The following is an 18,097-nucleotide window of genomic DNA, read 5'->3' on the forward strand; positions in this document are numbered from 1 at the left end:
TACATCAGCACGGAGACAAACTATGAGCCCAATGCAAACCATCCTCGATTTTATCGCTGCGTGGAACGATAACGATATGGACCGTGTTCACGAATTTATGGCCGAGGATATCTTTTACCACAACGTCCCAATGGAGCCGATCGTAGGGCGAACTGCTGCGCGCGAGTTTGCCGATGCCTTCGGCGTTGGCTCGAAAATGAAAGCCGACTGGAAGTTAATAAGCATCGCGGAAAATGGCGAGCATGTCCTCACGGAGCGTATCGATTCGTTCACAACTTCGGAAGGGAAGAAGATTTCTGTGCCATTGATGGGATCTTTCCGCGTGCGAGACGGCCTCATTACTGAGTGGCGAGACTACTTCGACCTGCCCACCTTCGAGCGCCAACTCGCTGCGCTCTGAATGGTCGTGACAGATTGCTGGGTCCGGCGTGAATACTTGTAGACGGATTGCCGAGAGGGTTACCAGTCAGCTTGACTGGGAGGTGAGTGAAAGGTCCGGACGACTGCGTTGTTCCGTCCCGGGACGCATCAGGTGCTCTCCGGAGTAAGCTCGTTCCGATCAAGCCAGCATGTCGGGGCATATTGTTTCGCCGTTGCGGCGGTCCACAGACGCTTCAGAGCGATGTTAGTGCTGTCATGGCGTTTGACAAAATACAGGTCGTACGTGCGAGTGGGGTCTTTCACCGGCACAAAAGCGATGTCCATCGCACGTGCGTGAGCCACCCATGGTGGAGCGAGGGTAACGCCGACACCGGCGTCAACGAGGGCAAGCACGGTATGGAGATGATGCGCTTCCTGAGCTACATATGGGGCGAAGCCGGCATCAGCGCACGTCGCGATAATGATCTCAAGCAGACGGGAGTGAATGGAGGTCGGAAACAGGACAAACGCTTCACCTGTCAGGTCTTCGAGTCTTATCGAGCGTCGAGATGCAAGAACGTGTCCGCGTGGAAAGACTGCGACAAGCGGCGAAGAAACAAAGACCTGACTCTCCATATCTTCGATTTGGACCGGCCCGGGAAGGAGTCCGATGTCGATCCGTCTGTCGAGAAGGGCCGTGATCTGGTCTGAGCGGTTCATTGTCTGCAAACAAAGCTCGACGTCTGGATATCTCCGCCTATAGTCGCGAATGAGAGGGGGAAGCAGCGCGCAGGTAGCATTGTCCACAAATGCCATCCTGATGCGGCCACGGGTCCCTGCTATTGCCTCCTTCGCGATACGCGTCGTTTTGTCAGCCTGTTCAAGCAATATCCGGCACTCATGTAGCATGTAGTGTCCGGCTTGGGTGAGCCGGACTTCATGAGTGTTCCGATCAAACAGGTCGATAGCAAGTTCATCCTCGAACCGCTTGATCTGTTGACTGAGCGCTGACTGAACGATATTCATGCGCTTTGCGGCACGACCAAAGTGCAGATCTTCTGCCGCCGCAACGAAGTAGCGGACCCGTCGCAAATCCAGAGTGTTTGGTTCCATCTTCGCAGTAGCAAGGGCCGTGTTGCATCCGGCCAGAATTGCGCGAGTAACTTCCGTTGGCGGTTCGATCGGGCACTTTGCCATTATCGGGATGGCAATCCGGCCGCATCCTGAGATGCTGTTTGAGCAAGCTCCTTGAGCATGATTGATGGATCAGCGAGCCGCACGGGATCGATGACCATGCGGTTCTGTACCAACGCACGGCCCTGCACATAGTCTTTGACTGCGTTAACGCAGTCAAGCGCGATTACTCGCTGATTCTTGAGGTAGACCACTGAAAATCTTCGGTTCTGGGGACTGCCGCGTACGATAGCCTGATCATGACCGTTTGACAGACCGACCGTTTGCATGCGCAAGTCATACTGATTCGACCAGAACCACGGTACGGCTTTGTAGGGCTCCGGTTCCCCTGTGATGAATCCGGCGATTGTGGAAGCCATGTCGTTGGCGTTCTGGACCGATTCCAGTCGAACTGTCAGCCCATCGGCAAAGCTGTTCGGATGTAAGGCACAATCGCCGAGCGCAAAGACGTCCTGCAACGACGTGCGTCCATATTCGTCGACAACGACGCCGTTCGTGACGTGAGCACCGGCGTTTCGTAGAGGATCGACCGAAGGGCGGATTCCAATGCCGACAATCACCATTTCGGCGGCGATTGTTTCACCTTTGTCGGTGCGAACGCCGCAGACTCTTCCGCCCACGCTTTGGATTTCCTGAACAGACGTGCCGAGACGCAGATCGACGCCGTGAGCACGATGCTCCTGTTCGAAGAAGCGCGAAACGGTCTCGCTCGTAACCCGCGCGAGAACGCGATCGAGCGCTTCGAATACTGTGGCTTTTTTCCCTAGCTTTCGGAATGTTGCTGCGGCTTCCAGTCCGATGTACCCCCCACCCACTACGGCGACGCGCTCGGCGCGATCCAGCTCGTGAAGTATCCGGTCCACATCTTCGCGGGAGCGAATCGAGTGAATTCCAGCCACGTCATGTCCGGGGCAGTTGAGGCGCTGTGCGTGGCCCCCAGCCGCCCAGATCAGCTTTCGATAGTGCAGTGTTTCTCCGGCCGAGGTGGTCGCGGTGTGGTGCACTGGATCAATCGAAACTACGGCGTTGCCGGTCAGCAGGTTGACGTCGCGGTCTGCCCAGAATTTACCCGGCTTGATCAGTATGCGTTCGAGCGATTTTTCGCCAGCGAGATAGTCCTTCGAAAGAGGAGGGCGCTCGTAGGGATAGCCAATCTCTTCTCCCACCATTGCGATGGTTCCAGCAAAGCCACGGTGCCGCAAGGCGATGGCGACCTGAGAGCCACCGTGACCGGTTCCCACGATAAGTATGTCATAGTGACCTGACATCATTGTCTCCGCTGAGTATCTTTTGGAATCTGGACAATGAATAGCTGACGGACTGGGGTGGTGGTCACGAAGGAGAAGCACAGGGCGCGCTCCAGGGCTGCGTCCGAGATTTGTTGTGGCCAGCCTCAGCTACCTGTCGCAGTACGTTTTGACTGGATGCGCATTCACCCGTATAGGTAAACGCGCTGTTCAAAAGATTAGTGTGTCATTTGTGGACTCTAGGCGTTAGCGAATATTGCGTCCATAAATTAATTGTGATCGAGACATTACCGTTAGTTATCTGCAATACACTGTTTGCAAGAAATCTGGCACCGTGCTTAGGCATCCTTCCGCAGGGTCGCTTGATTCAAAATGGCACTTATAGTGCTGTCGTGCGACAAGGAACTCACCCCGTCTTCTACCGATAGCCAAATCCGTAGACTGGATCCGAGACTGCTGATGTGCTACGCCCGTAGGCTGGCCGTTTGGTCTACACAACGGAACCGTTTCACGGAACGTACCTACGACCTGCGTTGACGGTGAGAGTATCGTTCAGCAGTGCAAGTAGAAGTCGTCTTTCGTGCGCGCAGCAATTCGAGCAAGGTCCAGCACGTAGCATTCTCGCCGAACGCTGAGGAAGGCGCACGAGCTTTCCTACGCAGAGTCGTGCGCCGTCAATCAAACGGTAAGTCGTCTACTAGCCAATTAACGTACCGTCACCCACCGTCAGCGACCGTTTATGTAAGGCGTCAGGTAGCTTTTCACTGATTGGACACCAGGGACGGCTTTTGTCACCTCGTCAGCTTTCCCGATTTGACCGGGATCTGGGACGGTTCCATGGAGAGTGACAACTCCACGCTGCGCGGCTATGAGCACGTTGCCTGTGTCGATGTGTTGCGCTTCGAGCGCGCGGCGTACGTCCTTTGACAACTGCCGGTCAGCGCGACGCTGCTCCTTCTTTGTAAGCGGTGCGGATTGAGTCTCTTGCGCGACGCTAACGACGGGTATGGCCATGGAAGTGCCAACCAGAAAAGCGACAACTGCAAGTACACCAATAGTCCTACTTGCCTTCGGATTCATGGACGGCTCCGGTTTGAGTGAAAGAGACAGTCGTGACTTCTGGTGAGGCGATGAAAAACATGTAGCAACATGGGTTGACACTGATAGCTTCATCGGTCGGATCTGCGATGAACTCAATGTGTACGATGAAGTACGCTGAAAAATTCGCGAGGCACGTCAAAGTGGGTTGCTGTGCCTTGAACATTGTGAATCCGATGCCAGAAATGGATGTCCACTCCTGAATGCTGCGCGTCCTGATTGCGATGGAGAGTTGGCTCTGGTCTAATCACGTTCGTTTTGCGCAGGACGGATAGGGCGAGTTCACGAAAAGCGAAGTCATGATGCAACGGGACCGTTCCAGATTGACGCACGGTTGCTCTGATCAATAGCACGCTTGCGTTGTTACCGGAAACTTGCCACATGATCCGTCCCGGTTCGACGTTGATTTTGCGATCGATGACGAGGGACTAATTTCGCAATCGAACGCGCGTTTTCGATTGGGCACAACGCCAGGCCTCGCGGCAAGTTTGCATCATTAAATGCCTGTACCGATGTCTGGTGAGGATGCATTCGGGTGCGGTGTGAAAAGGCTCTGGCGCAGTGGGATGAAACTGCAGACCGTGATGCACGACAAGATGACAGGCCATTGCGAAACTCCTGCGCCGTTCGTCGGATGGCCGAGTCACATTCTCTGGTTTAGTTTCAATACTCGATCAGCATTTCCGTGAGCAATTTTTGCACGATCGGCGGGAGAGACCGGCATGGTCTCGAAAAACGCCTTGCCTTGTGAGTTTTGACTGAACGGATAATCGACGCTAAACATGATACGGTCGGCGCCGAAGGTTGTAAGCGCTGTTAGCAAGGGCGGCGTCGTGAACATGCCGCTCGTTGTAATGTAGACACGATCGACAATCGTCTCACTGACAGGGGTGCGTAGCCCACCGTGCCCGATGAGGATATCGTCAGCCCGGCCAAGCATAAACGGGAGCATCTCGCCCATATGGCCGACGATCGCAGTGAGCCGGGGATGTCTTTCAAAAGCTCCAGTCAGGACAAGACGGAGGACGTGAATTGCGGTTTCAGAGTGCCAGCCAAATGCTCCCGAGGCGAGTAATGCACTCGCGGGCCCGGGCAGCCGATCGTAATAGATGTCATAGACGGCTTTCGGCGGTACATTGGGGTGAATGTATAGAGGGACATCCAGTGCTGCGGCCCGTTCCAGTACCGGGTCGAATCGCGGGTCGTCCAGAAAGCGGTTGTCCGTCAAACCATTGACCATGGCGCCACAAAATCCAAGGTCAAGCACTGTACGTTCAAGCTCGTCTGCGGCCGCGGATGGTTCGCGCATAGGCAGATGAGCAAATCCGCCAAACCGGTCGGGGTGCCTGCGCAGCGCCGCTGCGAGGGTATTGTTGGTTTCAGTCGCGAGGTGTATTCCTTCCTTCCCGTCGAGGAGATCAGCTCCGGGCATGGACGCCGAAATGACCTGGCAAGTGATACCGTGGTCGTCCATATCCTTGATGCGCCCGCCATCCAGGTCAGTCAGTTTTTCCTTGCGCGCGGGTGTAAGCCCGGGATTGGTACGCAGATCAAAATAGGCCTCCAGGAGCGAAGGCACTATGAAGTGTTCTTCAAGGGCGACAATACGCATAATATGAACTCTCCTAAACGGGGGGTAATGCCAACCATTCGCGCTACTGTCGCTTTGGTCGCACTAGTCGGGGAGAAATCTGTACGGGATGCGAGGCCACGTAGCTGGGATGCCGGTTTCGGTGCGTGGCCTCGTTCGCTGACCGGCACAGCGTTTTATCGAGGTTAGTATTTGATCCCGATGGCCTTCGTCTCGGTGTAAGCTTCGACACCCGCTTTACCCAACTCATAGCCGATGCCAGACTGCTTGAAACCGCCGAAGGATAGAGCACCGAGGTCGCCGCCATTTACCTCGATGATGCCGGCGTCGATCGCACGGGCGAGCCGATGCGCATGGCCGAGATCCCGCGTCCAGATCGAAGCGGCGAGACCATACTCCGTATCATTGGCCATAGCGGGAAGTTTATCGAGATCGTTGTCCGAGAACTTCGAGACACACAGCACGGGACCGAAGATCTCGTCGCGAACGACGGACATGTCCGGACGCGTATTGGCGAGCAGCGTTGGCTGGATGAAATAACCCGGACCATCGATGGCGTGCCCACCCGTTACCACTTCCGCTCCCTCCCGTTTGCCGGCAGCGACGTATTCGAGCACGCGGTTGCGCTGGCCATCGGAGATCAATGGCCCCATCTCGGTGTCCAGGGAAAGCGGTGCACCGATCTTCACCCGCTTGGCCCGCGCTTCAAAGCCTGCCACAACCTGTTCATAGACCCTTTCGTGGACAAAAAGCCTCGTACCTGCGGCGCAGAACTGTCCCGTCTTGAAGAAGATGCCCGACGCTACCGCATTCGTGGCTGCCTCTATATCGGCATCGGGGAAAATGAACACTGGCGATTTGCCACCGAGTTCGAGCGTAACCCGCTTGAGCGTGCCAGATGCATCAACCAGGAGTGACTTGCCCGTGTCCGTCGATCCGGTGAAAGCGATTTTCGCGACACGCGGGTGTTTTGCGAGTGCACGGCCAGCGACGCTGCCGTCCCCTGTCACGACGTTGAAGACCCCCGGAGGAATGTCAGCCTCGAGCGTAAGTTCGGCCAGGCGCAGCGCAGTCAATGGCGCGAGGCCGGCGGGCTTGAGCACCATCGTGCAGCCAGCTGCGAGGGCCGGTCCAATCTTGAACATGGCGAGCAGGAATGGCGCGTTCCAGGGTGTGATCGCTCCCGCGACGCCGACCGGCTGCCGAATGGAAAACGACAGTGAGCCGAGGTGGCTATCGCTCATGGGCACCTCGCCGCCCACTTTGTCGATCCATCCCGCACTGTGTCGCAGGACGTTGATCGCTCTTGCGATGTCACCGTAGCGAGTGTGGGTGATGGGGTTGCCACCGTCGATCGATTCCAGCGTCGCCAGTTCGTCTGCATTACGTTCGATTGCGTCAGCGAGAGCCAATAGCCGTCGGGTACGATCCGCTGCGGGCATTTGGGCCCATACGCCCTTGAAAGCCTTGTCTGCTGCCAGGACAGCGCGGTCGATATCTTCGACGCTTCCCGACGCGATCGTTGTCAACGTGCCGCCCGTAGCCGGCTCGATAACGTTGGCACGTTCGCGGCCGAGCGCATCGGTCCATTTGCCGTCGATGAAAAGGTTGTGCTGTCGATCGATGAAGCCCGAGCGAAGCCGCGCTTCGTGTTCCGTAAACTGATTGCTCATTGAATAAGCCTTTGGGTAGAGGAGGCGACGGCCGGCGTGAATTCCCGGTCGAACGAAACGGTCTTCAGGAAATCTTGTACTGGCCGCCGTCCACGACGAGCGCCTGACCGGTGATGAAGGCCGCGTCGTCGCTCGTAAGAAAGAGGATCGGGCCAGCGATGTCGGCCGGCTCGGCAAAGCGCTTGATCGCCTGCTGCTGCCACACGCTTTTCTTGAATTCGTCCGGTACACCGCTCGTACCGGGGGTGTTCGTGAGCGCCGGCAGGATCGCATTGACGGTAATACCGTCGGCTGCAACGTCGTTGGCTAAACCCCGGGCAAAACCGATGACGCCCATCTTGGCAGCCATGTAGTGGCTGAGGCCGGTGATGGCGATGCCGATCGAATTAGATGAAAAATTGACGAAGCGCCCCCATTTTTTCCGGCGCATGCCAGGAAGGAACTGTTTTGCGCTGAAGTAATGCGCATCCAGATTGACGGCGAACGTCCGCCGCCAGGCGTCCAGGTCGAGCTCGTCGATCACGATATTCGGATAGATGCCGGCATTGTTCACGACGATGTCCACTCCACCCAGATCGCGCTCGACGAGCTGCGCCACGTGTTTCCAGCCGCTTTCGCTGGAAACGTCAGCTTCGATCGCGATGGCGGCGTCCCCGATCAGCGATGCGGTTTCGTCGGGCTTTTTCAAATCGACAAGTGCGACCTTCGCGCCACGCGCCGCCAGCCGGACAGCAACCTCTCGCCCGATACCTTGCGCCGCGCCGGTCACGACTGCTATCCGGTTTTCATGTGTCTTCTCAGCCATGTTTTCCTCTGTGGATCATTTAGAAGGGAAGTAACGAGGTAGCCCGCGACGGGACGCCGTGGGCCGTCTGAACATCTGCCTATGAAGCCTTGGTCGAAGCCTGTTTGGCTTCTTCCGCGACATCACCCAGATCTGCGAGCTTGAATTGGCGAATGAAGTCGGGGCGACCATCGCGCACCTTCGCGACCCAGTCCGGGTCCGCGATGTTGGATCGACCGATTGCAATGAGATCGAACTCGTGCGCGTTGAAGCGTTTGGCCAAGGCCGGGAAATTGATGTCCGGCGATGCGTTCGTATCCTTGCCCGAGAAGGTCTCGACCATGTCGACGGTCAGGCCCACCCCCCCCACGGCGATGACGGGCTTGCCCGAGAGTTTTCTTGCCCAGCCGGCAAGGCCCAGATCGGATTCAGGCCATTCGGGATCTCCGAATCGGCGGGTCGATGCATGAAAAAGATCCACGCCCGCGTCTTCGAATGCCCGGAGCATGATCGAAAGCTCCTCGGGCGTCGTAGCCACGCGGGCGGTGTAATCCTGCAATTTCCATTGCGAGAATCGCAGGGAGATCACAAAGTCGGACCCGACTTCATCACGAACAGCACGCACGACCTCCGCCGGGAAACGCACGCGGTCGCCCACTTCAGGGCCGCCATACCGGTCGTCACGCACATTCGTGCCTGCCCACAGGAACTGGTCGAGCAGATATCCATGACAGGCGTGGATTTCGACGCCATCCGCGCCGATCCGTTTGGCGATTCGTGCTGATCGGACAAAGGCGTCCCTGACCGCCTCCAGGTCGGCGATGGTCGCGGGGTTTCCGACGACGGTGCCGGGCTTCATAAGACCGGAGGGGCTCAGGACTGGCGCCGTTGCAAAGTAATCGCCATCCGGCGTCGCGAGGAGCGCGCCGTCATGGCCGATCTGGGGAAAGAATTGGCCGCCGGCCTCGTGTACGGCATCGATGCATCTTGCCCACCCGTCAGCCGTGTCCTCGGCCAGGCGTCCATATTTTCTCGTACGCGTTGCCGACGGATGATCGACCGCAATGCATTCGGTCATGATGAGTTGCACGCCGCCACGAGCACGTGCGGCGTAGTAGTCGGCAAGACGTTGGGGGGCTTGGCCTTCAACGCACCAGCCGCGCTGCATACCCGGCATGACGAACCGGTTCGTGAGCGTGAGACCAGCGATGGTGATGGGTTGGAAAAGACCTGACAGATCTACGTGGGCATGATGCGTGTCACGCTGTTGCGGACTGATGTTTTCGAGTGTCATCGGATTCCATTCCTGAGGTTTACGTGTGAAATCCACCGCGCAGGGAAGGGTGACATCAGCTGCGCGAAGAAAATGCAAGAATAATAATAGCAGTTTAAGGCAGAGCTGCAATAGTGTGAATTGCATTTTGCTGATCTGCCACCAGTAGACGGAAGCAGGCGTCCTGATGATCGGCTCGGGGTGGCTTATCGGGCCGGGCGATGTCGTGAAACAGGCGGCGGGTTGGCCGGTCGGGGACGCCTTTCGGGTAAAGGGCGCCGGCGCCTACGGGCTGTCACCAACGCGATCTTTATATGGGACGTTCGTGAGCTGTGGCCGTTTGTCGAGGCCACCATCCGAAGGGCGCGAACCTGTGTCATCTACGAGGCTCGTGGGACTGGCGTATGCCTGGATCAGGGGGCAGAGTCCATTTAAGTTCGCAAGTGAAAGGATTTTGCAAGTTCACCATGCCCTCGTCGACCATATATTGCAAATGTTATTATTGCAATAAGGGTGATCGACGGGTGATGACCGTTCCGACGGACGGGACGATGGAGATGGAATGATTGATCTACGCTTCCCGACAGCACTGCAGATGGTGCTTGGGATTCAGATAGCCGAAGAAGACGGAGTGCGATGTACGAGTCAGAAGCTCGCCGACTCGCTGGGCGTCAACGCGAGCTTCGTCAGGAAGCTTCTTGTGCCTCTGAGCCGTGATGGGATAGTTACGTCTTCGCTAGGCAAGAATGGCGGTGCTCGTCTAGTTCGATCACCCACGACGATCACGCTTCGTGATATCTACTGCTCCGTGACGGATAACAAGAAAATCTGGGTCGCGCGGACTGCTGTGCCGTGTCAGTGCGTGGCAAGCGCAAATATTGTCGAGTTTTTTGAGTGTATCGCTGGGGAGGCCGATGCGCTTGTGCTCGATATGCTGGGACGTCGGACGGTGGCGGACAGCATCGCCGAAATCCGGAATCTGGAACGAACACGGATTTCCCAGAGCAGGCGCTCAGCCGCACACGCTGGCACTGCGCCAGTGCACCCGGTGCGCGCAAAAGTTTCCCAATCCTGAATCTTCGAACATCTCCGCTTGAGCGCGAAAATGGTCGGACGTCGTAGCCTACTCTTGGGGGATGAATTCGCGTTCCGGGACGATACTGACACCACCGCGGGCGACCCGTTCTTTGTCAAGGCGTAGTAGCTCCGAGAGTTCGTCGGCGACGTTGCGGCGCTCGAGGCTTTCGAGGAGCGCCCTGTCGGCGTCTGCCGCCACTCTTTCAAAGAGAGGCTCGATGTTGGCGCTCACCCGGCACCGAGGCGCAGATGGACGCGCGGGCAAGAATCGCTTCTCTCCAGTGATCGAGGCATAAATGTCGCGGAGCGTAATGCTGGAGGCAGCTCGTGCGAGATGCAGCCCTCCACCTTTGCCAATCGAGGCGGCGATGATGGCGTCCCGCCCCAGTGGCACGAGAAGCTGACGTACGAAGCTGGGATTTGCTCCGAGGCCGTCTGCTAGTACCTTGCTCGTACATCGGAAACCGTCGTGGTCGGCCAGCGCCACGCTCAGGACCATCTGGAAAGCTGTCGAAAAACGAAGGTCGATCATAGTAGTGGATTCTATTCACGGGCGGACTCGTCAGCGCGCAAACATAATGTAATGATTGAACTTGCATTGTACGTCGTCTATACTGCAACAATAATTATTGCTTTTTGCCAGTGCAGCCGAACGCTGGACTTGCGCCTCACCGCGAAAGGAAGACAACCGCTATGCTTGGGCATGCCCCCACCACGACAACTTCTAATCGGCTTCACGGGACTCGTTCGGGGGTGTTGTTCACCCCCACGATGCTCGGCAGTCTTGAGCTGAAGAATCGCATCGTCATGGCACCGATGACCAGGGCCATGTCTCCGCAAGGGATACCCGGTGAGAACGTCGCACATTACTACCGCCGCCGGGCAGAGGCGGGGGTTGGCCTCATCATTTCTGAAGGTAGTTTCATTCCCCATTGGAGTGCTTCGCACGACGAGAACGCACCGCGCCTCTATGGTGGCGACGCGCTGGCGGGATGGAAACGTGTCATCGATGCAGTTCACGCTGCGGGCGGACGCATGTTTCCGCAACTCTGGCATGTCGGACTGGTTCGCAAGCCGCAAGTCGAGGGTGCGGCAGGACTATTTGATGAAGATGCCGAGGCAGAGCGGCGGCTCGGCCCATCGGGCATCATTGGCGGTGGAGGACTGCCCCTCGCTCAAGTTCGTGCGCCGGCGACTGAACGCGAGATTGGCGAGATCATCGAAGCCTATGGTAATGCCGCTGCCTGGGCGAAGCAGCTCGGCTTTGATGGGGTCGAAATTCATGGTGCTCATGGTTATCTGATCGACCAGTTTCTCTGGGCGGAGACCAACAGGCGAAGTGACCAGTACGGCGGCGATCGTACAAAGCGCAGTCGCTTCGGGGTAGAGGTCATTCAAGAAATTCGCCGTCGTGTCGGCTCGGAGTTCCCGGTGACCTTGCGCTTGTCCACGTGGAAGAACCAGGATTACGCGGCAAGGCTCGCCACAACGCCATCGGAATGGGCCGAGATCGTCACACCGTTTGTTGAAGCTGGGGTTGATGGCTTCCACCTCTCGCAGCGACGTTTCTGGGAGGGCGAGTTCGGGACCGATCTTAACCTCGCTGGATGGACCAGAAAGCTGACCGGCAAGCCGACAATCACGGTCGGATCAGTTACCCTCAATAACTCGATGGCCGAGATGCTGCAAGGCAAGGACAGCGAACCCGAAGATAATCTTGCGTTGGTGTTCAGCGCTCTTGAGCGTGGCGATTTTGATCTTGTCGCAGTAGGTCGTGCCCTCATCGCCAATCCCGATTGGCCTGCGAAGATCAGGAAGGGGGCGACGTTGCGTGCCTACACGAGGAGCATGCTGGCGAATCTTGACTGACGGGGGAGGCGCGGCAGGTAGATAGTGTCCGGACGGCGGCGACGCGGTCTCCAGCACGGACGCAGCCGACGCCGAATATCTCGACAAATTCCAGGAAAAACCTGTGACATTGGTGGTGAAGACGTTCAGGAGTTGGTGCATGGCACACCGACGTCTGTCGCTATTTCAAGCGCGAATCTTCTTAGCGAGCGTACGGGGTTGGGAGCCCGTGACGAGGAGGACACCTGATCCTACTGGCCAGCTAAATGCGGTTGCTTCACGAGTTGTACAGTCGCCACAATTCCCGTGGCTAACACCGTCAGTATCTCGACCAGATCTTAGTCAGTTACTGCTCGAGGTAAACGGCCAGTGCGGCATCGAGGACAACGACGTCGACGTGGAAGAATTCGCAGATCGGAAACAGCAGTTCGCTGCCAAAGCGAAGCAGTCGCCCCTCCGCCGCCAGCGCCGCAGTGTGCCCACCGCCACCGCCACGCCCAAAGCCTGGCGCTTCGCCAATTGATAAGAGTCGCATCCGGTATCTTCAGAATATACCGAGTGTAGAACTCGTTCTTAAACGCGATGTTCAGATTTGTTCACGGTCCACGCGGACAGCTGCAAACCCGGTTGTCCTTGTTCACGGGAGATGCCGATTACGGCGGTGGAAAAGCCATGATCGAGACTTCGCCCATCAGTAACGGCCGGTTGATCTCTGCTGCCTGGCGCACGTAGTCCCACAATGCCGATATACGACGTAACTTGCGCAAATCCTCACGGCAGCACAACCAGAAGTGACGTGTGATCGATATCTGTTCTGGGACAACTGCCACCAGTCCTGGATCGGGCTCCGCCATGAAGCAGGGCAGAATGGCCAGCGCGGTGCCCTGTAGCGCCGCATGATACTGCGCGACGATGCTGGTTGTGCAGAAGTTGGCTTTTGCGTTTGGAATTGCGCGATCCAGGTACAGAAGCTCCGGACTGAACACCAGATCGGTCACGTAGTTCAGGAAGGCATGACCGTGCATTTCCGCCGTCTTTTCGGGAAAGGGGTGACTTTCGAGGTAGCTCGGCGTGCCGTACAGCCTCAACTGATAGTCACACAGCTTTGTGTGGACATATTGCCCACGCTCGGGGCGCTCCAGCAGGATTGCAATATCGGCTTCACGCTTTGACAGGCTTACGAAATGCGGTACGGGAAGCAGATCGATCGAAATGTCGGGATGTGCCTGGGCAAATCGCGCAAGCTGTGGGGCAAGAAAAAACGAGCCAAAACCCTCGGTCGAGCCGACTCGTACATGGCCCGACAGAGAATGTGCTCCGCCAGTGAACTGTTCACTGGCGGACTGCACCGTTGTCTCAATGGTATCGGCGTATGAAAGCAGGCGTTGACCTTCAGAGGTCAACGCAAATCCGCCGGATCGTGACTTTTCGAAGAGAACGGTGGCGAGCGATGCCTCCAGTTCGCGTATACGGCGAGCCACGGTTGTGTGGTCGACATTAAGCCGCTTCGCGGCTGCACTGGCTGTCTGGGTTCGCGCGACAGCGAGGAAATATCGCAAATCGTCCCAGTTGACGCCATTAATGTCTCTTGTGTTTTTTTGCATATCAGATGGGCTTAAAAGTCCATTCTCTGTGGATATTCGAAGAACTATACTCCGCCTCACGCTGACGTTAAGGATGCATCCGAACTGGAGAAGATGCGTCGGCATCAGATAACAGGCATGGAGACTACATGGACCTTCATACCGCTCCACTCGGGGCATCTACAAGCACACCAACTGCAAGCAAGTCGGTGAAACATTACGTACTTGCCGGCTGGGCGAGTATGGCCGGCACGACAATCGAGTGGTACGACTTCTTTCTCTACGGGACCGCTGCGGCCCTCGTATTCAATAAGATATTCTTTCCGACGCTTGACCCGATCCTCGGAACGCTCGCCGCGTTTGCGACTTACGGTGTTGGATTTGTCGGGCGGCCCATGGGTGGAATTATCTTCGGCCACTTTGGGGATCGTATTGGCCGCAAGTCGATGCTGATGGCCACGTTGCTGATGATGGGTATTCCCAGTATGGCGATCGGCCTGATTCCTTCCTACCAGAGCATCGGCTACTGGGCGGCGGCAACGCTCGTCGCGATGCGATTCCTGCAGGGCATGGCTGTTGGCGGTGAATGGGGCGGGGCAGTGTTGATGGCGGTCGAACATGCTCCCTCCGGAAAGAAGGGCTTCTTCGGCAGCTTGCCACAAACGGGCGTGGGCTTCGGGCTGATTCTCTCCTCGCTCGCGATGGCGGCAGTCGCTGCTTTGCCCGAATCAGATCTGCTTGCATGGGGATGGCGAGTTCCGTTTCTCGCGAGCATTCTGCTCGTCGTCGTTGGCTGGGTCATCCGGGCACGAGTCCCTGAGTCGCCCGATTTTGAGCGTATGAAGCGGGAGCGCCCGCCCGTCAAGGCGCCGGCGCTTGATGTGGTCCGACAGCACCCTCGTACGCTGCTTCTGATTATCGGTGCTCGAGCCGCAGAGAACACGTGGTTTTACCTGGTGGTCGCGTTTGCTCTCGCGTACGCCGCGAACCAGCTGAAGATTCCCAAGACCGAAATTCTTCACGCGATCACGGCGGGCGCTGCGGTGTCACTTGTGACAATGCCACTTGCAGGCTACGTGAGCGACTGGATTGGGCAAAAGCGGCTTTTCATCATCGGATTGGTCGTGATGTGTCTGTTCGCATCTCCGTTCTTCTCAATGTTGGCGACACGCGATTCATCGATAGTCTGGTGGGCCATGGTTCTAGCCGTTGGCGTCGTGTTTCCGATCCTCTACGCACCCGAGTCACAGCTTTTTGCCTGTCAATTCCCTGCCGAAGTCCGGTACAGCGGCATTTCTGTGTCTGTTCAGGTTGCAGGCGTTCTGGGCGGAGGCATCGCGCCGATGATTGCGACTGCGCTGCTGGCCTCCGGTGCCGGCAATCCTCGGTACGTAGTCGACTACATGATCGTTCTGGGCGCGATCGCAATTGTCTGCACCTTTTTCATGCGCGTCGAGGCGCACAGTGGGGACGGTAGCTCGCATTAATGTTTTAACGCGCCCCCCGTTTTCCCTTGAACTCAATTTTGTCAATCAACGCGGTTTTCTCGAGTCATCGATAAGCAGAGAGAGTAAATCATGAATGCAGTTACGAAAGAATCAAATGAAGGCGTTCCGAAGGTGAAGTTGTTGATTAACGGCGAGTTCGTCGACTCAAAAACGACGGAGTGGCGGGAGGTTGTCAATCCTGCGACACAGGAGGTGCTGGCACACGTGCCGTTTGCGACGCAGGACGAGGTCGACGCGGCCGTGCGGGCCGCTCACGCCGCGTTTGCAACGTGGAAGAGCACGCCGATTGGTGTCCGCATGCGCATCATGTTGAAACTTCAGGCTTTGATTCGCGAACACATGCCCCGTATTGCGGCGACGTTGAGTGCAGAGCAGGGCAAGACTATTCCCGATGCTGAAGGCGATGTTTTTCGAGGCCTGGAAGTCGTTGAACATGCGGCGTCCATCGGCACGCTTCAGCAGGGTGAGTTTGCCGAGAACGTTGCGGGTAGTGTCGACACGTACACGCTACGTCAGCCGATCGGTGTCTGTGCCGGTATTACGCCGTTTAACTTCCCGGCCATGATTCCGCTGTGGATGTTCCCGATGGCCATCGTGTGCGGCAACACCTTCGTTCTGAAGCCTTCTGAGCAGGACCCCCTTTCCACGATGCAACTGGTTGAACTTGCGCTTCAGGCAGGCATTCCCAAGGGGGTGCTTAACGTCGTGCATGGCGGGAAGGATGTCGTGGACGCGCTCTGTACGCATGAGCACATCAAGGCAATTTCCTTTGTCGGCTCGACGGCTGTAGGTACCCATGTGTATAGGCTTGGGAGTGAACACGGAAAACGTGTGCAGTCGATGATGGGCGCAAAAAACCATGCGGTGGTTCTGCCAGATGCCAATCGCGAGCAGACGCTTAATGCGCTGGCCGGTGCGGGTTTTGGTGCTGCTGGACAGCGTTGCATGGCCACTTCGGTCGTCGTGCTTGTTGGCTCGTCGGCGCAATGGCTGACCGACCTGGTTGCAAAGGCCAAGACGTTAAAGGTGAATGCCGGCAACGAACCGAACACGGACATTGGGCCTGTAGTTTCACGTGCGGCCAGGCAGCGCGTACTGAACCTGATCGAAGCGGGTATCAAGGAGGGAGCAACCCTTGCGCTCGATGGACGTGATGTCATCGTCAAAGGCTACGAAGAAGGTAACTTCATCGGGCCAACGATCTTCACAGACGTCACGACTGACATGGACATTTACAAGACCGAGATTTTCGGACCGGTTCTGGTCGTCCTTCAGGCGGCAACGCTTGACGACGCGATTGCACTGGTGAATCGCAATCCGTTCGGTAACGGTGTAGGTCTGTTCACTCAGAGCGGGGCGGCGGCTCGCAAATTCCAGAGCGAGATTGATGTCGGTCAGGTCGGCATCAACATTCCGATTCCTGTACCTGTTCCGTATTTCAGTTTCACGGGATCGCGCGGCTCGAAACTTGGCGATCTGGGACCCTACGGGAAGCAGGTCGTGCAGTTCTACACGCAGACCAAGACCGTCACTGCTCGCTGGTTCGACGATGACGCCGTCAACGATGGCGTCAACACGACCATCAGCCTGCGCTGAGCGCACCCGAATATAGGAGCCGACACCATGAAAATAGGCTTTATCGGACTCGGAAACATGGGGGCGCCGATGGCCCATTGCCTGCTTAAGGCCGGGCATTCGCTGACCGTCTATGACCTGAGTCAGCGTGCCGTGCAGCACATGGTGGACGCCGGCGCAGAAGCTGCCGTTTCACCTCGTGCTGCTGTCAAGGACGCGGAGTATGTCATTACCATGCTTCCGGCGTCTATCCATGTTCGCAACGTCCTGACGGGGCCCGATGGAATTCTGGCCGGTGTAGCACCCGGTGTAGCAATCATCGACTCCAGTACGATCGACCCGGCGAGTGTCAAAGAGTTTGCATCGCTTGCGGCTGCACAGGGCAACCTCTTTGTGGATGCGCCGGTTTCGGGCGGCACAGGGGGCGCGGCAGCCGGCACCTTGACCTTTATGGTTGGTGGCGGAGGTGGCACGTTCGAGAAGGTTCAACCTTTGCTCGAGGCGATGGGTAAAAACATCGTGCACTGCGGGGGAGTAGGTACAGGTCAAATTGCGAAGATCTGCAACAACCTGGTTCTCGGCATCACGATGGCTGGTGTATCGGAAGCGATGTCGCTTGGGGCGGCACTCGGCATTGATCCAAAGACACTGAGTGGCATTCTGAATACCTCCACCGGGCGCTGCTGGAGCTCGGATACGTACAACCCGTATCCCGGCGTGTTGCAGGCAGCACCGGCATCAAAAGGCTATGTTGGCGGCTTTGGTACTGATCTGATGCTGAAGGACCTCGGCCTGGCAACGGACGCAGCCCGATCGGTGCGCCAGCCGGTGTACTTGGGCGCCTTGGCGCAGCAGCTCTACCAGACGTCGAGCGCCCTTGGAGACGGTCGGCTCGACTTCTCATCCGTTATCAAGCTTTATCTCCGTCCGGCGGCCACCGACGCGACGTAGTTGTATCGCACGGGGGCAGTTGTATGAAGGTGGCCAATGCCGACTCTCTCAAGTCTGGTTGTCACGCGTCTGATGAGCGGGTTTGAGGATTTCCTGCACTTTCATGCGGAGAGCCTTGCTGCAGACGAAACAGAGTTGTTGACAAGTATGATTGCCTTAGCCGATGACTCCGGCGGGGACCTTTCGCCGACACAATCAATCATCCCGCACTCCTACCTTACCCGGGAGGTGAAGTATCGGGGGCGGCGTGTGCCAGAGATATGCGCGTGTCGAACGACACGAGAGCGTGCAAAAGTTGGGGAGGCTCCCAAGGAGGGCCGCGTGTGCTTCCGGCA

At 57.3% G+C, this 18,097-nt stretch carries 16 protein-coding genes; 6 read left to right on the forward strand and 10 right to left on the reverse strand.

Translation table 11 applies throughout. The features are described 5' to 3' along the window. Positions 1 to 22: 22 nt before the first annotated feature. A complete protein-coding gene (locus P3T23_RS14415) occupies positions 23 to 400 on the forward strand; it encodes a limonene-1,2-epoxide hydrolase family protein (protein WP_429316839.1) in 378 nt (125 codons plus the stop codon). A 128-nt stretch (positions 401 to 528) separates the two neighbouring features. Here P3T23_RS14415 and P3T23_RS14420 read toward each other — a convergent pair whose 3' ends face one another. The 7 genes from P3T23_RS14420 to P3T23_RS14450 all read right to left on the reverse strand — a co-directional run bounded on the left by P3T23_RS14420 (position 529) and on the right by P3T23_RS14450 (position 9,367). Continuing rightward, positions 529 to 1,557, reverse strand: coding sequence for a LysR family transcriptional regulator (locus tag P3T23_RS14420; RefSeq protein WP_429316840.1), 1,029 nt, complete (start codon positions 1,555 to 1,557; stop codon positions 529 to 531). Continuing rightward, on the reverse strand, positions 1,557 to 2,822 hold the full coding sequence (locus tag P3T23_RS14425; RefSeq protein WP_429316841.1) for an NAD(P)/FAD-dependent oxidoreductase: 1,266 nt from the start codon (positions 2,820 to 2,822) through the stop codon (positions 1,557 to 1,559). The genes P3T23_RS14420 and P3T23_RS14425 overlap by 1 nt, the downstream gene beginning before the upstream one ends. Before the next feature lie 705 nt (positions 2,823 to 3,527). After that, positions 3,528 to 3,974, reverse strand: coding sequence for a BON domain-containing protein (locus tag P3T23_RS14430; RefSeq protein ID WP_429316842.1), 447 nt, complete (start codon positions 3,972 to 3,974; stop codon positions 3,528 to 3,530). A gap of 568 nt (positions 3,975 to 4,542) precedes the next feature. Next, a complete protein-coding gene (locus P3T23_RS14435) occupies positions 4,543 to 5,511 on the reverse strand; it encodes an amidohydrolase family protein (protein WP_429316843.1) in 969 nt (322 codons plus the stop codon). Positions 5,512 to 5,675: 164 nt separating this feature from the next. Beyond that, on the reverse strand, positions 5,676 to 7,163 hold the full coding sequence (locus tag P3T23_RS14440) for an aldehyde dehydrogenase family protein (RefSeq protein ID WP_429316844.1): 1,488 nt from the start codon (positions 7,161 to 7,163) through the stop codon (positions 5,676 to 5,678). Positions 7,164 to 7,227: 64 nt separating this feature from the next. Next, the gene (locus P3T23_RS14445; RefSeq protein ID WP_429316845.1) at positions 7,228 to 7,932 is read right to left on the reverse strand and encodes an SDR family NAD(P)-dependent oxidoreductase; all 705 of its coding nucleotides are present in this window, start codon (positions 7,930 to 7,932) and stop codon (positions 7,228 to 7,230) included. Positions 7,933 to 8,047: 115 nt separating this feature from the next. Beyond that, positions 8,048 to 9,367, reverse strand: a complete 1,320-nt coding sequence (locus P3T23_RS14450; protein ID WP_429316846.1) for a 12-oxophytodienoate reductase — start codon at positions 9,365 to 9,367, stop codon at positions 8,048 to 8,050. 415 nt (positions 9,368 to 9,782) lie between these two features. Here P3T23_RS14450 and P3T23_RS14455 point away from each other — a divergent pair, with 415 nt between their 5' ends. After that, positions 9,783 to 10,295: an RrF2 family transcriptional regulator gene (locus P3T23_RS14455; RefSeq protein ID WP_429316847.1), complete on the forward strand. Its 513-nt coding sequence runs from the start codon at positions 9,783 to 9,785 to the stop codon at positions 10,293 to 10,295. A gap of 48 nt (positions 10,296 to 10,343) precedes the next feature. On the opposite strand, the gene P3T23_RS14460 is transcribed toward P3T23_RS14455, so the two are convergent. Continuing rightward, positions 10,344 to 10,829 (reverse strand): Rrf2 family transcriptional regulator, encoded by a 486-nt coding sequence (locus P3T23_RS14460; protein ID WP_429316848.1) that lies wholly within the window; start codon positions 10,827 to 10,829, stop codon positions 10,344 to 10,346. 221 nt (positions 10,830 to 11,050) lie between these two features. Between P3T23_RS14460 and P3T23_RS14465 the strand changes: the two genes are divergently transcribed. Continuing rightward, a complete protein-coding gene (locus P3T23_RS14465; RefSeq protein ID WP_429316849.1) occupies positions 11,051 to 12,166 on the forward strand; it encodes an NADH:flavin oxidoreductase in 1,116 nt (371 codons plus the stop codon). A 325-nt stretch (positions 12,167 to 12,491) separates the two neighbouring features. On the opposite strand, the gene P3T23_RS14470 is transcribed toward P3T23_RS14465, so the two are convergent. Then, positions 12,492 to 12,680: a hypothetical protein gene (locus P3T23_RS14470; protein ID WP_429316850.1), complete on the reverse strand. Its 189-nt coding sequence runs from the start codon at positions 12,678 to 12,680 to the stop codon at positions 12,492 to 12,494. A gap of 118 nt (positions 12,681 to 12,798) precedes the next feature. Next, positions 12,799 to 13,749 (reverse strand): LysR family transcriptional regulator, encoded by a 951-nt coding sequence (locus P3T23_RS14475; protein ID WP_429316851.1) that lies wholly within the window; start codon positions 13,747 to 13,749, stop codon positions 12,799 to 12,801. Positions 13,750 to 13,877: 128 nt separating this feature from the next. Here P3T23_RS14475 and P3T23_RS14480 point away from each other — a divergent pair, with 128 nt between their 5' ends. The 3 genes from P3T23_RS14480 (at position 13,878) to mmsB (ending at position 17,762) form a co-directional block, all read left to right on the forward strand. After that, the gene (locus P3T23_RS14480) at positions 13,878 to 15,215 is read left to right on the forward strand and encodes an MFS transporter (RefSeq protein ID WP_429316852.1); all 1,338 of its coding nucleotides are present in this window, start codon (positions 13,878 to 13,880) and stop codon (positions 15,213 to 15,215) included. Positions 15,216 to 15,305: 90 nt separating this feature from the next. Beyond that, positions 15,306 to 16,832, forward strand: a complete 1,527-nt coding sequence (locus P3T23_RS14485; RefSeq protein WP_429316853.1) for a CoA-acylating methylmalonate-semialdehyde dehydrogenase — start codon at positions 15,306 to 15,308, stop codon at positions 16,830 to 16,832. A gap of 27 nt (positions 16,833 to 16,859) precedes the next feature. Beyond that, on the forward strand, positions 16,860 to 17,762 hold the full coding sequence (mmsB, locus tag P3T23_RS14490) for a 3-hydroxyisobutyrate dehydrogenase (protein WP_429316854.1): 903 nt from the start codon (positions 16,860 to 16,862) through the stop codon (positions 17,760 to 17,762). Positions 17,763 to 18,097 lie beyond the last annotated feature (335 nt).

This window comes from Paraburkholderia sp. GAS448 (assembly GCF_050435685.1).
In the GTDB taxonomy this organism is placed as follows: domain Bacteria; phylum Pseudomonadota; class Gammaproteobacteria; order Burkholderiales; family Burkholderiaceae; genus Paraburkholderia.

Excerpts from the sequence above, each read along its gene's own strand:
- P3T23_RS14440 (WP_429316844.1), bottom strand. The coding sequence starts at position 7,163 with ATGAGCAATCAGTTTACGGAACACGAAGCGCGGCTTCGCTCGGGCTTC.
- P3T23_RS14480 (WP_429316852.1), top strand. The coding sequence starts at position 13,878 with ATGGACCTTCATACCGCTCCACTCGGGGCATCTACAAGCACACCAACT.
- P3T23_RS14415 (WP_429316839.1), top strand. The coding sequence starts at position 23 with ATGAGCCCAATGCAAACCATCCTCGATTTTATCGCTGCGTGGAACGAT.
- P3T23_RS14460 (WP_429316848.1), bottom strand. The coding sequence starts at position 10,829 with ATGATCGACCTTCGTTTTTCGACAGCTTTCCAGATGGTCCTGAGCGTG.
- mmsB (WP_429316854.1), top strand. The coding sequence starts at position 16,860 with ATGAAAATAGGCTTTATCGGACTCGGAAACATGGGGGCGCCGATGGCC.
- P3T23_RS14425 (WP_429316841.1), bottom strand. The coding sequence starts at position 2,822 with ATGTCAGGTCACTATGACATACTTATCGTGGGAACCGGTCACGGTGGC.
- P3T23_RS14430 (WP_429316842.1), bottom strand. The coding sequence starts at position 3,974 with ATGAAGCTATCAGTGTCAACCCATGTTGCTACATGTTTTTCATCGCCT.
- P3T23_RS14485 (WP_429316853.1), top strand. The coding sequence starts at position 15,306 with ATGAATGCAGTTACGAAAGAATCAAATGAAGGCGTTCCGAAGGTGAAG.
- P3T23_RS14420 (WP_429316840.1), bottom strand. The coding sequence starts at position 1,557 with ATGGCAAAGTGCCCGATCGAACCGCCAACGGAAGTTACTCGCGCAATT.
- P3T23_RS14450 (WP_429316846.1), bottom strand. The coding sequence starts at position 9,367 with ATGCAATTCACACTATTGCAGCTCTGCCTTAAACTGCTATTATTATTC.
- P3T23_RS14470 (WP_429316850.1), bottom strand. The coding sequence starts at position 12,680 with ATGCGACTCTTATCAATTGGCGAAGCGCCAGGCTTTGGGCGTGGCGGT.
- P3T23_RS14435 (WP_429316843.1), bottom strand. The coding sequence starts at position 5,511 with ATGCGTATTGTCGCCCTTGAAGAACACTTCATAGTGCCTTCGCTCCTG.
- P3T23_RS14475 (WP_429316851.1), bottom strand. The coding sequence starts at position 13,749 with ATGCAAAAAAACACAAGAGACATTAATGGCGTCAACTGGGACGATTTG.
- P3T23_RS14455 (WP_429316847.1), top strand. The coding sequence starts at position 9,783 with ATGATTGATCTACGCTTCCCGACAGCACTGCAGATGGTGCTTGGGATT.